The organism is Nonomuraea montanisoli (assembly GCF_013363975.1).
GTDB lineage: Bacteria > Actinomycetota > Actinomycetes > Streptosporangiales > Streptosporangiaceae > Nonomuraea > Nonomuraea montanisoli.
This window is the reverse complement of sequence record NZ_JABWGN010000023.1, coordinates 15,109-29,009: the sequence shown is the minus strand read 5'-3', so window position 1 is coordinate 29,009 and position 13,901 is coordinate 15,109. Positions and strand designations below refer to the sequence as shown.

Annotated in this window: 12 protein-coding genes and 4 tRNA genes; 7 read left to right on the top strand and 9 right to left on the bottom strand. The window is 72.8% G+C overall.

The features are described from left to right. Window positions 1-248: 248 nt before the first annotated feature. Complete coding sequence (locus HTZ77_RS41170; protein WP_175595220.1) at window positions 249-827, bottom strand: helix-turn-helix domain-containing protein; 579 nt, start codon at window positions 825-827, stop codon at window positions 249-251. Window positions 828-993: 166 nt separating this feature from the next. On the opposite strand from HTZ77_RS41170, the gene HTZ77_RS41165 reads away from it, so the two are divergent. The 6 genes from HTZ77_RS41165 to HTZ77_RS41140 all read left to right on the top strand — a co-directional run bounded on the left by HTZ77_RS41165 (window position 994) and on the right by HTZ77_RS41140 (window position 9,209). Next, complete coding sequence (locus HTZ77_RS41165) at window positions 994-2,760, top strand: thiamine pyrophosphate-dependent enzyme (protein WP_175595219.1); 1,767 nt, start codon at window positions 994-996, stop codon at window positions 2,758-2,760. An 87-nt stretch (window positions 2,761-2,847) separates the two neighbouring features. Then, window positions 2,848-3,255, top strand: coding sequence for a YbaB/EbfC family nucleoid-associated protein (locus HTZ77_RS41160; RefSeq protein WP_175595218.1), 408 nt, complete (start codon window positions 2,848-2,850; stop codon window positions 3,253-3,255). Beyond that, complete coding sequence (locus tag HTZ77_RS41155) at window positions 3,252-3,554, top strand: type VII secretion target (protein WP_175595217.1); 303 nt, start codon at window positions 3,252-3,254, stop codon at window positions 3,552-3,554. Before HTZ77_RS41160 ends, HTZ77_RS41155 begins: the two co-directional genes overlap by 4 nt. A gap of 3 nt (window positions 3,555-3,557) precedes the next feature. Further along, on the top strand, window positions 3,558-7,007 hold the full coding sequence (locus HTZ77_RS41150; RefSeq protein ID WP_175595216.1) for a WXG100-like domain-containing protein: 3,450 nt from the start codon (window positions 3,558-3,560) through the stop codon (window positions 7,005-7,007). Next, window positions 7,004-7,387: a hypothetical protein gene (locus HTZ77_RS41145; RefSeq protein WP_175595215.1), complete on the top strand. Its 384-nt coding sequence runs from the start codon at window positions 7,004-7,006 to the stop codon at window positions 7,385-7,387. Before HTZ77_RS41150 ends, HTZ77_RS41145 begins: the two co-directional genes overlap by 4 nt. Window positions 7,388-7,523: 136 nt before the next feature. After that, complete coding sequence (locus HTZ77_RS41140) at window positions 7,524-9,209, top strand: glycosyl hydrolase family 18 protein (RefSeq protein ID WP_175595214.1); 1,686 nt, start codon at window positions 7,524-7,526, stop codon at window positions 9,207-9,209. A 64-nt stretch (window positions 9,210-9,273) separates the two neighbouring features. Here the strand turns inward: HTZ77_RS41140 and HTZ77_RS41135 are convergent, their stop codons facing one another. The 4 genes from HTZ77_RS41135 to HTZ77_RS47900 all read right to left on the bottom strand — a co-directional run bounded on the left by HTZ77_RS41135 (window position 9,274) and on the right by HTZ77_RS47900 (window position 12,742). After that, on the bottom strand, window positions 9,274-10,098 hold the full coding sequence (locus HTZ77_RS41135) for an ATP-binding protein (RefSeq protein ID WP_175595213.1): 825 nt from the start codon (window positions 10,096-10,098) through the stop codon (window positions 9,274-9,276). Continuing rightward, window positions 10,088-10,957, bottom strand: coding sequence for an MEDS domain-containing protein (locus HTZ77_RS41130; protein ID WP_175595212.1), 870 nt, complete (start codon window positions 10,955-10,957; stop codon window positions 10,088-10,090). Before HTZ77_RS41130 ends, HTZ77_RS41135 begins: the two co-directional genes overlap by 11 nt. A 370-nt stretch (window positions 10,958-11,327) precedes the next feature. Then, entirely contained in the window at window positions 11,328-12,620 is a 1,293-nt protein-coding gene (locus tag HTZ77_RS41125) for a hydroxyacid-oxoacid transhydrogenase (protein WP_175595211.1), read from the bottom strand. Then, window positions 12,617-12,742, bottom strand: a complete 126-nt coding sequence (locus HTZ77_RS47900; protein ID WP_268960261.1) for a hypothetical protein — start codon at window positions 12,740-12,742, stop codon at window positions 12,617-12,619. Before HTZ77_RS47900 ends, HTZ77_RS41125 begins: the two co-directional genes overlap by 4 nt. 18 nt (window positions 12,743-12,760) lie before the next feature. On the opposite strand from HTZ77_RS47900, the gene HTZ77_RS41120 reads away from it, so the two are divergent. Beyond that, window positions 12,761-13,384, top strand: a complete 624-nt coding sequence (locus HTZ77_RS41120) for a Pr6Pr family membrane protein (RefSeq protein ID WP_175595210.1) — start codon at window positions 12,761-12,763, stop codon at window positions 13,382-13,384. 79 nt (window positions 13,385-13,463) lie between these two features. Here the strand turns inward: HTZ77_RS41120 and HTZ77_RS41115 are convergent. From HTZ77_RS41115 to HTZ77_RS41100, 4 genes are all read right to left on the bottom strand, one after another. Next, window positions 13,464-13,535, bottom strand: a tRNA-Val gene (locus tag HTZ77_RS41115). 19 nt (window positions 13,536-13,554) lie between these two features. Further along, window positions 13,555-13,626 (bottom strand) — tRNA-Gly (locus HTZ77_RS41110). Between the two features lie 52 nt (window positions 13,627-13,678). Continuing rightward, window positions 13,679-13,749, bottom strand: a tRNA-Cys gene (locus tag HTZ77_RS41105). A 16-nt stretch (window positions 13,750-13,765) separates the two neighbouring features. Beyond that, window positions 13,766-13,837, bottom strand: a tRNA-Gly gene (locus HTZ77_RS41100). Between the last annotated feature and the right edge of the window lie 64 nt (window positions 13,838-13,901).

Genomic DNA, 13,901 nt, shown 5'->3' with positions numbered 1-13,901 from the left:
CTCACGGCGCCGGCGCGCCGCCCCTCGGCCCGGGACGGAAGGGTGGAACAGCGGGTCACTCTGGTCTCCTGGTTCTTTCGGTCGTGTCGGGGGGTTCGGACGGTGTCCCGCTTTCCTCGTCGGCCGCTCCCGGCGGGGCGCCGGGCCGGCGGCCCGGAGCGGCGGCGCCGATCGGCGCCCGTGCTCCGGTGGTGCAGGTTCATGTTCCTCATCGTGACCCCTTGACAGGCACGGTGGCGGAACGGGGGTCAGGTGGCCGGTGTGGGCGGGCTCACCACCCACAGGACCTCGGCGGTGCGCTCGCCCTCGTTGGCCACGCGGTGGGGGACCGAGGTGCGGTACTCCACGCTGTCGCCGGGGCCGAGGACGTGCCGGGCGGCCTCGCCGGGCGGGCCGAGCCAGAGCGCGACCTCGCCGCGGATCACGAGCAGGATCTCCTGCGAGTCGCCGTGCGTGTACGGCTCGGCCCCGGTGGAGGCGCCCGGGTCGAACTCCCCGGCGTACATCTCCAGGTTGCGCAGCGGCCGCTGGGAGATGAGGTACTTGCGCGCGCCCGGGCCCGCGGGCAGCTCGGGACGCCCGGAACGGGGCACGACCCGGTGCCCCACCTCGTCGTCCTCGCTGAACAGGTCGGCCACGGTGACGCCGAGGGCCAGCGCGATCCGGCGCAGCATGCCGACGCTCGCGCCGGCCTGGCCGCGTTCGAGCTGGCTGATGAAGCTGGCGCTGGCGCCCGCCTCGCCGGCGAGCCCGCGCACGGTCATCCGGCGCATGGTGCGGTAGGCGCGGACCCGGGCGCCCAGGCGCGCCGTCTCCGACTCGCTCATCGAACCCCTCGACCGGCTGGACTGAACAACTTGTTAAGCAGCAACGAAAGGACCGTACAGAATCCGGAGAAAGCCCAGCAAGAGGCCCCGGCATAACGAGTCCAAATCGCGACGGGGACCCGGGGCGAGGCGTCTGCCCCGCCCGGATCCGGGTAGGGGCGCCGCCATGGCTCGCATCGCATCGGAATCCCTGATCGAACGGCTCGCCGAGTGGGGCGTCGACACCGTCTTCGGCATGCCCGGCGACGGCATCAACGGCATCATGGAGGGGCTGCGCCGCCACCGCGACAAGGTCCGCTTCGTCCTCGTCCACCACGAGGAGGCCGCGGCGTTCATGGCCACCGGCTACGCCAAGGCCACCGGGAGGATCGGCGTGTGCCTGGCCACGTCGGGGCCCGGCGGCATCCACCTGCTCAACGGCCTGTACGACGCCAAGCTCGACCACGCGCCCGTGCTCGCGATCACCGGCATGCAGGAGACCGCCGTGCTCGGCACCGGCTACCAGCAGGAGGTCCACCTCGACCGGGTCTTCGAGGACGTCGCCGAGTACAACATGATGGTCACCAACCCGGAGCAGCTCCCGGCCGTGGTGGACCTCGCGGTCCGCGCCGCCTACGCCCGGCGCGGCGTCGCCCACCTCACGATCCCCAACGACGTCCAGGTGGCCGAGGCCGGGGAGGCGCCGTTCGCGCACGTCGGGCCGGTGCGCGCACCGCAGTCCACCGCGGCGTACCTGCGCCCGCCGGGCGTGCCGCGGCAGGAGCACCTCGACGCGGCGGCCGAGGTGCTCAACGCCGCCGAACGACCCGCCCTGCTGGTCGGCGCGGGCGCCCTGCACGCCCGCGAGGAGGTGCTGGCCGTCGCCGCCGCGCTCGGCGCGCCCGTGGTCAAGACGCTGCCCGGCAAGGCCGTCATCCCGGACGACTCGCCGTACACGACCGGCGGCATCGGCCTGCTCGGCACCCGCCCGAGCGAGGAGCTCATGGACGACGCCGACGCGCTGCTCATGGTCGGCACCAACTACCCGTACACCAAGTACCTGCCCCGGCCGGAGAAGGTGCGGGTGGTGCAGATCGAGGCCGACCCGGCCCGCGCCGGCGCGCGCATGCCCACCGACGTGCCCATGGTCGGCGACGCCCGCGACGCCCTGCGGGCGCTGCTGCCCCTGCTCGACCCGCGGGAGGACGTCTCCCACCTGCGCGCGTACCAGAAGAAGACGGCCGCCTGGCGCTCTGACATGGAGGCGCTGGAGAACCCGGAGCGCGACCCGATCGCGCCGCAGTACGTGGTGTCCGTGCTCGACGACCTGGCCGCCGGCGACGCCGTCATGACCTGCGACAGCGGCACCGTCGCCACCTGGGCCGCCCGCCACTGGACGATCCGCGACGGGCGCGAGTTCTACCTGTCGGGCAACCTCGCCTCGATGGCGCCCGGCCTGCCGTACGCGATCGCCATGCAGCACGCGTACCCCGGCCGGCAGGTGATCGCGTACGTCGGCGACGGCGGCTTCGCCATGCTCATGGCCGAGTTCCTGACGGCCGCCCGGCACGGGCTGCCGGTCAAGGTCGTGATCAACAACAACAACTCCCTCGGCCAGATCCTGTGGGAGCAGATGGTGCTCGGCTACCCCGAGCACGGGGTGCGCTTCCCCGACCCCGAGCCGGACTACTCCGCGTGGGCCGTCTCGTGCGGCGGGTTCGGGGCGAAGGTGACCAAGCCCGGCGACGTCGCGGGCGCGATCGGCGCGGCCCTCGCGCACGACGGGCCCGCGCTGGTGGACGTGGCGGTGAACCCGAACGAGCCGCCCATGCCCGGCAAGGTCACCTACGAGCAGGCCAAAAAGTTCGCCCAGGCGTTCCTCAAGGGCCAGCCGCACCGGGCGGCCATCGCCACCACCCTGTTCAAGGACCGGATCGAGAAGTTCGGCGATTGATCACAAAGGATTACAAAACAGCGCGTAACCCCCGCCTCTCGCGTCACTTCCGCGATACTTGCACCATGGCGAACGAAGGGGCGACGGATGCACGATGACCTGCAGGCCGCCATCGAGAGCCTGGTCGAGGAATACGACCGGCAGGTCCGCGAGGTCCACGAGGCCCACGCCCGCCTCAGCGAGGTCACCGCGACGGTCTCCGACGGCGACGTGACCGTCACCGCGGGCCCGCAGGGCAGGATCGACGAGATCGTCTTCCATCCCCGCGTGTACGGCCGGCTGTCGCCCACGGAGCTGGCCCGGGCCGTCCAGCAGCAGATCGCCAGGGCCCAGGCCGAGGTGGCCGAGCGGTCGCACGAGATCATGGCCCCGCTCATGCCCGAGGGCATGGACGCCGGGGACCCGGCGGCCGGCGCGTTCGACCTGGGCGCGCTGTTGCCGGACCCGCCGGTCCCGCCCGCCTCCCGCCGCCACGACAGGAAGGGCCGCCGGTGAGCGCGTGGGCCGAGGGCTTCGACGTCGCCTGGGCGCACATGCGCCGGGCCGGCACCTCCTGGAGCAATCCCGCGGAACGGCTGCGCGAGGCGCGCGGGCTGGTGGACGGCGTGCTCGCCGCCGCCCCGTGGGGCCAGGACCAGTACGGGCGGCAGTTCGCCGCCGACTTCGCCGCCCGGCTGGACGGCCTGGCCGGCGGCTGCGAGCAGGGCGCCCGGCGCATGGACCACCTGGAGGAGCAGGTCGGGACGGCCGCCCGTCTCTACCAGCAGGTCGACCAGCCGCACCCGCGGGCCTGACGCGTGGACCTGCGTTCGCTGCTCGGCCCGGTCTTCCCGATCGTCGAGCCGTTCCTCGGCTGGGTCGTCGGCATGGACTACCCGGAGACCGACGCCGATCAGTGCCAGGCCCAGGCCCGCGTCCTGCGCGCGGCGGCCGAGCAGTGCCGTACGGCGGGCCCCGAGGGCGACGAGGCCCTGCGGCTCGTGCTCCAGTACGCCAGCGGGCCCGCCGCCGACACGCTCAGCGCGTACTGGAAGCGGTACACCACCGAGGACCCCGTCTTCCTGGAGACGCTGGCGGCTTCCAGCGAGGACGCCGCCGACCGGCTGGAGCGCTACGGCCTCGACAGCGACTACACGCAGAAGTACATCGCGCTGTGCCTCGTCCTGCTCGCCTTCGTGCTGCTGCGCACCCGGGCGCTCGCGCCGCTGACGGGCGGCAGGTCCCTGATGTTCCAGGGACCCGCCTGCCGCCTGGCCCGCTTGAACGTCCGGATCGTGGCCAAGATGCTGCTGCTCAGCATCGCTTTCATGACCGGGCTGGACGCCGGGGTGCAGGTCTGGCAGATCGCCGAGGGCAAGCGGCACTCCTGGGACGGGGACAAGACGGTGGCGGCCCTGGAGGGCGGGCTGCTCACCGGCCTGGCCTTCGTGGCGCTGGGCGCGGGCGTCGTCCGGCTGGGCGGGCCCAGGATGCTCGGCGGCGAGGTGCTCAAGGCCGACATGACCGGCCGCGAGCGGGTCGCCGCCTGGCTCACCCACACCATGGGCGGGGTCGCGACGCAGAGCGCCGTCGCCTCGGTCATCGGCTCGCTGCCCATGCTCATGGAGTCGGGGCAGCTCACCCCGGAGAACCTGGCCAAGGCGCTGGTGTCGGGGTTCGTCGGGGGCGTCGACGGGCGGGCGGGGCGCGCCGAGCACGTCCCGCTCAAGAGCGGCGCCGGTCTCGACCTGCCGCACGTGGGGGAGGCGCCCCGCCTGGGAGAGGCCGCGTTCACCGGCAAGAGCCTGGCGGGAGAGGGGCCGGACGGGACGGCGCTGGCCGGGCTGGGGCACACGCCGAAGGCGGACGCCCACGCCGTCGCCGTCGCGCGGCCGGAGGCGCCCGCGCCGGGCGGGGAACGCGCGCTCGCCGGCGCCGGCGTGGCCCACCACTTCGGCGGCGCCGACCACCCCGGTCACGCCGAGCCGCCCGCCGGCGTCCCCCACGACCGCACGACCGGCCACGAGGGCGGGCGCGGGGCGCCCGAGCTCGCCGAAGCGCACCGGGAGATCGTCCGCCAGTCCCGGGTCGAGGTCGACGCGGGCCTCTGGTACCGCGAACCCGGCCGGCACGTCCTGCCGACCGCCGACATGCGGCTGCTGCGCCCCACCGAGGGCGTCGTGGACGTGGGCATCCAGGCCGACCGGGACGGCTTCGTCGTCGGCGACCGGCGGCTGTCGGCCCGCGACGTCGGCACGATGCTCGCCCACGACCCGAAGGTGATGGCCGACCCGGACGCCAAGATCCGCCTCATCGCGTGCGACGTCGGCCAGAACCGCGCCGTGCTCCAGGAGATCGCCGACATCACCGGCCGTCAGGTCATCGCCGCCGACAAGTACGTCTACATCGGCGCCGACCGGCTGCCCCACACGGGCGGCGTCCCGGAGTACCGGCCCGACGGCCGCCCCGTCTTCCGCGAGGACGGGTCCTGGCACCACGTCCAGCCGGAACGGCCGCACGAGCAGCCGGCCGTCCCGATGGACCTGCCCCGGCAGGCGCGTGAGCTCCCCAGGGGACCGATCGACGAGGCCGAGCTCAAGGCCCGGCTGGAGCTGGGGCGGCACAGGGTGAGCTTCCGCGCCGACGGCCAGCACGGCGTCGTCCAGCTCGTCCGCTTCCACGACGGTCTGGTGCTGATCCGCAAGCTCCACACCTACGGTCAGGTGACGCTGATCAAGGACCTGCTGGCCTCCCTCGTCGGCCGCGCCGTCGGCGCTCCCGTGCCGCACATCGTGCGCGACCCGTTCAACCGCGAGGCCGTCTACATGCAGTTCGTGGACGGCACCCCCGCCGAGAAGATCCCCCCGATGGAGCTGCACCGCTACTTCCACGGCGAGGGAGGCAAGCGCCTCGGCCTGCTCGACATGCTGGTGTCCAACACCGACGGCCGGCACCGGAACTGGTTCGGCCACGGCGGGGACAAGCTGACGGGGCTCGACCTGAGCCGGTCCTTCTCGTTCGCGGAGGACAAGGCCGAATTCGCCCAGAACGACTTCTCCCGCCACTACATGGACATCGACGGCGAGTGGATCGACAACCCGCTCACCCGCGCCGAGATGGAGTCCATCGTCGAGGAGATCACGGCCCTGCGGCCCGCCTTCGAGGAGACGCGCCGCCTCCACTGGTACGAGAGCATGCTGGACAACCTCTACCACGTGAGCTGGAACGCCATGGGCGACGCGGCGGGCCAGGCCGCCCCCGTCCACCACTTCGGCTACGCCGACGCCCCCACGGTCTTCGACCGGATCCGCGACCAGGCGCAGGCGATCTTCCAGACGCGGTGGCGGGTGGCGGACGTCGTGCCGCTGCTGTTCGACTCCGGGGGGAGCCGCCGGGCGTTCGGCCTGGAGCTGGAGTACAGCCTGCCCGGGGTGGCGCCGGAGCGGCACCCGGCCGTCAACGAGGCGATCGCCCGCGCCCTGCACGAGGCCGGCCTCAGCCGCGACCGGCGGGTCCTCGACCACCATGTCGGCCACGAGCGAGGCTACGACGAGGACGCCTCCGGCTGGTGGGTCGAGGACGAGACCAGCGTGGGCGTCGCCGGCGAGGTCGTCTCGCCGATCCTGCGCGACACTCCCGCGACCTGGCGCAACCTCGCCCGGGTCGTGGAGATCATCCGGGCTCACGGGGGCGAGGTCAGGATGAGCGTGGGCGGGCACATCCACGTCGGCACGCCCGACTACCGCACCGTGGTCAACTACCTCAAGCTCCTCGACAACGTCCGGGGCAACCAGGACATCCTGTTCCGGCTGGCGCAGAACCCGCTCGCCGAGGGAGGGCTGCACCGGGGGTTCGAGCAGTGCGTGCCCAACATCCCCAAACCCGGCCTGCGGCCCTACTACTTCGGGGCGCTGGCCGAGGCCAACGGCGCCACGTCGGCCGTCAGCATGACCGAGGTGCGCGGGCAGGTCGGCGACCACGTCCAGTTCCGGCTGTTCGACGGGACGCTGGAGCCCGGCGTCATCCAGGCGCAGGTACGGCTCGTCCTGGCCCTGGCCGACGGCACGCTGGCCGGTCAGGTCGACGCGGGACCGCCCGAGCCGGTCGGCCACCACCGTGAGCGCGGCGACGACTCCGAGTCGTTCCGCCGCCTGCTGGACGAGCTGCCGCTGCGCGAGATCGACAGGGAGCAGCTGATCAGCCTGTACGCCATCACGCACTGGCAGCCGTCCATGCTCGACCGCCACAAGTTCAGGGGACAAGGATGATCAAGGTCGCCCGGGTGTTCGACGGGGTCAGGGACGGGGTGCCGTACTTCGAGCCCGGACATCCCCGCGTGCCGGAGGCGGAGGAGCGCGAGCGGCTGGCCCGCTACCTGGAGGCCGGCGCGCCCCTCCTGGCGACCACCGGTCTCGACGTGGACCGCGTCGATCCCGGGCGCGGCCGGGTGGTGCCCGTGAGCTTCCGCACCGACGGCGTCCACGTCTGGACCGACACGGTCACCTACTACCTGCGCGCCCATCACCTGAGGCCGGACCCCGAGCTGTGCGCGCACATCGCCGCCGCCGGGTACGCCTGCCCGCCGGTCGGCGCGGAGGAGGCGGCCCGCGTCCTCGCCGAGTTCCAGCGCTTCTCCCGGGAAGGCTGACCTCCGCCTTACAGCCGTTGTTGACGCCGCCGCAGGCAGGGGTTACCGTCGTCTCTAAATCTAAAGGAAACTTTCCTAATAGTTTCCTGAGGATCCACTCCCATCCCACCCCCCAGACACCGGATGTCGGAGCATCATGAGACACAGATCCCTCAGCAAGGTCCTGGCGGGGGTGGCGGCGTTCCTGCTGCCGCTGACCGCCGCCGTCGCCGTCCCGCCCGCCGCCCAGGCCGTCCCCGCGACCAGCGTCCGGGCCGCCGCCCTCCTCGCCGAATGGGCGCCGAACGTCGCGTACGCCACCGGCGCCCGCGTCACCTACAACGGCGTCACCTACGAGTGCATCCAGGGCCACACCTCCCAGACCGGCTGGGAGCCGCCCAACGTGCCCGCCCTCTGGAAGCCGGTCACCGGAGGCGGCGACACGCAGGCGCCCAGCGTGCCGGGCGGTCTGCGTTCGACGGGGGTGACGTCGAGCAGTGTGTCGCTGGCGTGGAACGCCTCGACGGACAACGTCGGGGTGACGGGTTATGACGTGTATCGGGGGAGCGCCCTGGTCTCGACGGTGACGGGGACGTCGTACACGGACTCGGGGTTGAGTGCGAGCACGTCGTACACGTACACGGTGCGGGCGCGTGACGCGGCGGGGAACGTGTCGGCGGCGAGCGCGGCCGTGACCGCCACCACCGGCGGCGGCGGGGGCGGCGGCGGCAACAAGCTGCTCGGCTACTTCGTCCAGTGGGGCGTCTACCAGCGCGGCTACCACGTCAAGAACATCGACACCAGCGGGTCGGCCGCCAAGCTCACCCACGTCAACTACGCGTTCGGCAACGTGCAGAACGGCCAGTGCACCATCGGCGACAGCTACGCCGACTACGACCGGTTCTACAGCGCCGCCGAGAGCGTCGACGGCGTGGCCGACACCTGGGACGCCGGCGCGCTGCGCGGCAGCTTCAACCAGCTCCGCAAGCTCAAGAAGAAGTACCCGAACCTCAAGGTGCTGTTCTCCTTCGGCGGCTGGACCTGGTCGGGCGGCTTCACCCAGGCCGCCGCCAACCCCGCCGCGTTCGCCGACTCCTGCTACCGGCTCGTCGAGGACCCGCGCTGGGCCGACGTGTTCGACGGCATCGACATCGACTGGGAGTACCCGAACGCCTGCGGCCTCACCTGCGACAGCAGCGGCCCCGCCGCGTTCAGGAACCTGATGTCGGCGCTGCGCTCCCGCTTCGGCTCGGGCAACCTGGTCACCGCCGCCATCACCGCCGACGGCACGTCCGGTGGCAAGATCGACGCGGCCGACTACGGGGGCGCCGCCCAGTACGTCGACTGGTACAACGTCATGACCTACGACTTCTTCGGCGCCTGGGCGGCGCAGGGACCCACCGCCCCGCACTCGCCGCTGACCTCCTACAGCGGCATCCCCACCCCCGGTTTCTACTCCGACAACGCCATCCAGAAACTCAAGTCCAAGGGCGTCCCCGCGGGCAAGCTGCTGCTCGGCGTCGGCTTCTACGGCCGCGGCTGGACCGGCGTCACCCAGGCCGCGCCCGGCGGCACCGCCTCCGGCCCCGCGCCCGGCACGTACGAGCAGGGCATCGAGGACTACAAGGTCCTCAAGACGCGCTGCCCGGCCACCGGCACCGTCGCCGGCACCGCCTACGCCTACTGCGGCGGGCAGTGGTGGAGCTACGACACGCCGGCCACGATCGGCGGCAAGATGAGCTACTCGAAGGACCAGGGCCTCGGCGGCTCGTTCTTCTGGGAGCTCAGCGGCGACACCACCGGCGGCGAGCTGATCACGGCCATGCGCAACGGCCTCGGCTGACGCCCGTACGACCACGAAGGGCCGGTCCGCCTTCCGGGGGACCGGCCCTTCTCGTCGCAGGAGGTCAGGAACGCGGCAGGAGCCGGCGCACGGCCTCGTCCCGGGTGTCGCCGACGGTCAGGGGCGCGGGGCTGAGCGCGTCCAGGCGGCGCCGGAAGTCCGCGGTCAGGCCCGTCAGCACCATGGCGCCGGCCTTGGCGCCGTTCACCTGCTGCTGCGCGGTGATCAGCGCGGCCACGCCCATCGCGTCCCAGAACGTCACCTTGCCCAGATCGAGCAGCAGCCGCGGCTCGGGGCCGGCGGAGACGATCTCGCGGACGACGACGGCGAGCTCCTGCGCGGCCACGTCGCCGAGCGCCCCGGACAGCTCCAGCACGGTGTGCGAGCCCCGGTCGTGGCGGTCGAGGCCGAACGGCTCGTCGTGCCCGTCCGGCGGCAGGGCGAAGTCGGCGACCGCGACGGTGCCCTCCGGACCCGAGCCGATCGTGAAGCGGTCGGGCAGGAAGCGGGCGATCCACAGCCCGTGCCCGTGCTCGACCGGCCAGCGCGCGGCGTCGGGGACGGCGTCGGGGGCGGCGTCGGCGTCCGGGGTGGCGGCGGGGCGCGTGGCCGGGCCCGCGTCGCTGACCTCGCACCGCAGCGTGTCGCCCGCCCGCCAGATCCGCACCCGGCCCGTCCCCGCGCCGTGGACCACCGCGTTGGTCGCCAGCTCGTGCACGGTGATCACCAGGTCCATGGCCCGGCCGTCGGGCATGCCGGCGTGCGTGGCGTGCGCCTCCAGCGTGGCGCGCAGCGCGTACAGCAGGTCGGCGTCGAACGGCTGGTCGAGGATGAGGCGCCGCTCGTCCTGGGCGGTCGGCGGGGTGTTCACGAACTCGTCATCGACCATGACCGGTCACCAGACTGATCCCCGGAACGCCACCGGCCCCCAGGAGCACGAATCTCGACGCCGTGAGCCTGTTGCACCGCAGGTCCACCTTCCGGTCGGGGGCGATGCTGCGGGCCGCGTCCAGGATCATGCGGGCGCTGGACAGGTCGATGAACGCCAGCTCCGCCATGTTGACCGTGATGTCGCCCTCTCCCCGGATCGCCTCGGTCAGCGCCATCCTCAGCGCGTCCTCGGCGGTGCGGTCCATCTGCCCGGCCAGCCGGATGCCGGGGGGCGCGTACTGGCGGCATATGCGGAGCAGCGGGGAGCTGTGGTACGTCGCGGCGGCCACCGAGCGGGTGTGGAACGGCGACACCGACGCCAGCGTGACCGGGTCGAAGCGGTCGCGGTCGTACTGGCACAGCACCGAGACCCTCGTGTCGGCCAGCGCGGTGGCGATCTCCTGCTCGAACGCCGGCAACTGGTCGATCCCGCTGATCGGCCGCAGCGCCCACCCCATGTCGAGCGCCACCCGCAGCCCGGCGTAGCCCTCGCTCGCGGTCTGCTCGATCTGGTCGCGCAGCCAGCCCATCGCGTGCTCCACCGCGAACGCCTGCCCCGACAGCAGGCCGTCCTGGCAGGCCAGCACCTCCATCCGCCCGGCGGTGGTGGCGGAGCGCACGGAGACCCCGCGGCGGCCCAGCTCGGTCAGCGCCTCCTGCGGCTCCTCCGACAGCCACACCACCCGCAGCCCGCCCGACAGGCCGTCGCGCACGAACGCCGCGGTCAGGTCGAGCAGCTCCTCCGGCTCGCCGAAGGTCAGGCACGCGTGATCATTGACCCTGAGGTCCGTGATCTGCACTTCGGCGTCGACCGTCACAGCGTCACCCATCCCCTCGCGGCGACCGCCGCGCCCCGTCCTGAGACCAGGGTAGTGACCCGCAGCAATTCGTACGCACCTCCTGGCCGGAACCCTCGCGCCACGGCCGTCCGGCCCTGTGCCCGCGGGGCGCGCCGCGACGATCCGCCAGGCTCGCGGGCCCCCCGGCCCGTACCCGTGCCCCAGCGGCGGCGGCCCACACCTGTGGCCGTGAACCGGTGGCCCGGGACGGGTCCGGCCGCATGGCCCACCTCGCGGGCCAGTGTCCCCTCCACCGCACGGGCGCCCTCGTCGGCCAGGGCGACGTCCTTGCCCCACCCAGGTGCTGTCGGCCGTGTGGAGACGGTTGGACCCCGTCCCCGCCGCGACGTCACCACAGCTCGATCGAGCGGGTGAAGATGCCCGCCACGTCGTCCTCGGTGACCGGCAGGGGAGCGGTCGCGAGCAGGCGCTGCTGCCGCATCGTGCCCTCGACCAGCGCCTCGACGTCGCCGGTGCCGTAGCCGACGGCGCCGATCCCGTTGGGCACGCCGACGTCGCGCATCAGGTCGATGAGGACGCCCGGCAGGAACTCGGCCGGATCGGCCGGCTCCTCGCGGTCCGGCGCGAGCAGCCGCGCCGCCCGCAGGTGCCGGTCCGGCGCCGCCGCGAACGTGAACCGGAACGCCTCCGGCGCCGTGAGCGCCACCGACATGCCGTGCGGCACCATCGGCTCGTCACCCGGATAGTCCTTGGGGTGGAAGTCGCGCACCCGGCCCGCGATCGGATAGGCGTTGGCGTGCGGGATGTGCACGCCGGCGTTGCCGAACCCCATCCCGGCGAACGTCGCGGCCAGCGCCATCTCGCCGCGGGCCGCCGCGTCGTCGCCGTGGCGCACGGCGCGCCGGAACGCCCCGGCCAGCAGCCGCATGGCCTGCTCGGCCCACATGTCGGAGATCGGGTTCGCACCGCAGTACGGCACGCGCTCCTCGGGACGCCTGCGCTCGCCCGCGGCGTACCAGCGGGCGGTGTAGCTCTCGACCGCGTGGCAGAGGATGTCCATCCCGGCCGAGGCGGTCACCCCCGCCGGCTGGCTGAGCGTGAGGCGGGGGTCCACGACGGCGAGCGACGGGCGCAGCGCGGCGTGGCTGATGCCGGTCTTGACCTTGAGCGCGAGCACGTCGAGCACGCAGATGGTGGTGCTCTCCGCGCCGGTGCCGGTGGTCGTCGGCACGGCGACGAGCGGCTTGAGCGGCTCGGCGGGGGCCCGGCCGAGCCCGACCGGGGCGTTGACGTAGTCCATCAGCTCCCCGGGGTTGGTCAGCATCAGATCGACCGCCTTGGCGGTGTCGATGCTGGAGCCGCCGCCGACGGCGACGAGCGCGTCCCAGGGGCCGGTGGCGCGGGCGTGCGCGACGGCGGCTTCCAGGGAGGCGTCCGTCGGCTCGACGTGGACCTGGTCGTACACGTGGGCGTCGAGGCCGTGGGCGCGGATCCCCTCCGCGACGCGGTGCGGCGCGCCGGTGGCGGCCACGCCGGGGTCGGTGACGATCAGGACGCGCCGGACGTCGCCGTACCGGCTCAGGTCGAAGCCGATCTCGTCGGAGGCGCCGTCGCCGAACTTGAGCCGGGGCGCGCCGTAGGTGAAGACGGTCTCGGGGGTGACCGGAGGCGTGGTCGTCATGTCCGGTTCCCTACCCGTGGCGGCCGCCGCCGGTGCATGTCGTCGAACGCGGCATCGGCGGCGATCGGGGCATCGGCGGCGATCGGGGCATCGGCGGCGATCCGGGGGTCGGCGATGATCAAGATGAGTAGAGTGTCGGGATGCGGGTGATCTGGCGGGTCGCGATGGTGTCCGCCGCTCTTGTCGGGATCGTCTGCCTGGCGACGGCCATCCGCACGCCGTGGGTGTACTTCACCGCGCAGAGCAACGTCCTGCTCGTGCTGTACTACGGCTGGCGGCTGCTCGGCAGGCAGGGCCCGGCCGGGCTCAAGGGCGCCGTCACGCTCTACCTCACGATCACCGGTCTGGTCGCGCACTTCTACCTGACCGGCGGCGGCGACCCGCTCCTCCTGCTCGACCGCGGGCCGCGCGGGACGGGCAACCTCCTGCTGCACTACGTGACGCCCCTCATGGCGGTCACCGACTGGCTGGTGTGGGACCGCGACCGCCGGCCCTCGTGGGCGGCGCCGCTCACCTGGCTGGCCTTCCCTCTGGCGTACGCGGCGTTCGTGCTGGTCCGGGCGCCGTCGCTGCCGCCGGGCACGCGGCGCAGGTACGTGTACCCGTTCCTGGACGTGGGGCGGCTCGGCTGGGACGGGTTCGCGGGGGCGGCGGCCGTGCTGGCCGGGTGTTTCGTGGTGACCGGGTACGCGCTGCTCCTGCTCCACCGGCTGGCGGGACGCCGCGTGGAGCCCCAGGCCCTCGCCGAGGGCGAGCCCGGGTAGCCGCCTGGAGGCCCGGACAGTCGAGGCCCGGACAAGCGAAAGCCCCAGGCTCTGTGGGCCTGGGGCTCGTCGCGATGGGTGGACGATACTGGGATTGAACCAGTGACCTCTTCCGTGTCAGGGAAGCGCTCTCCCGCTGAGCTAATCGTCCGTATTGAGTTGAAACTCAGAGCGGAAGACGGGATTCGAACCCGCGACCCTCACCTTGGCAAGGTGATGCTCTACCACTGAGCCACTTCCGCATGGCGCTGCTTTTTTACTTTAGCGGATCCCGGGAGGACCCGCGCCTTGCCGAGGTGGAGACGGGATTTGAACCCGTGTAGACGGCTTTGCAGGCCGCTGCCTCGCCTCTCGGCCACTCCACCAGGAGATCGAACTCCGAGCGGAAGACGGGATTCGAACCCGCGACCCTCACCTTGGCAAGGTGATGCTCTACCACTGAGCCACTTCCGCGTGTCTCCGGCGAAGTGCCGGCCACGGGAAAACCATATCGCCTCCCGGGAGTGCCCGCGCGCGT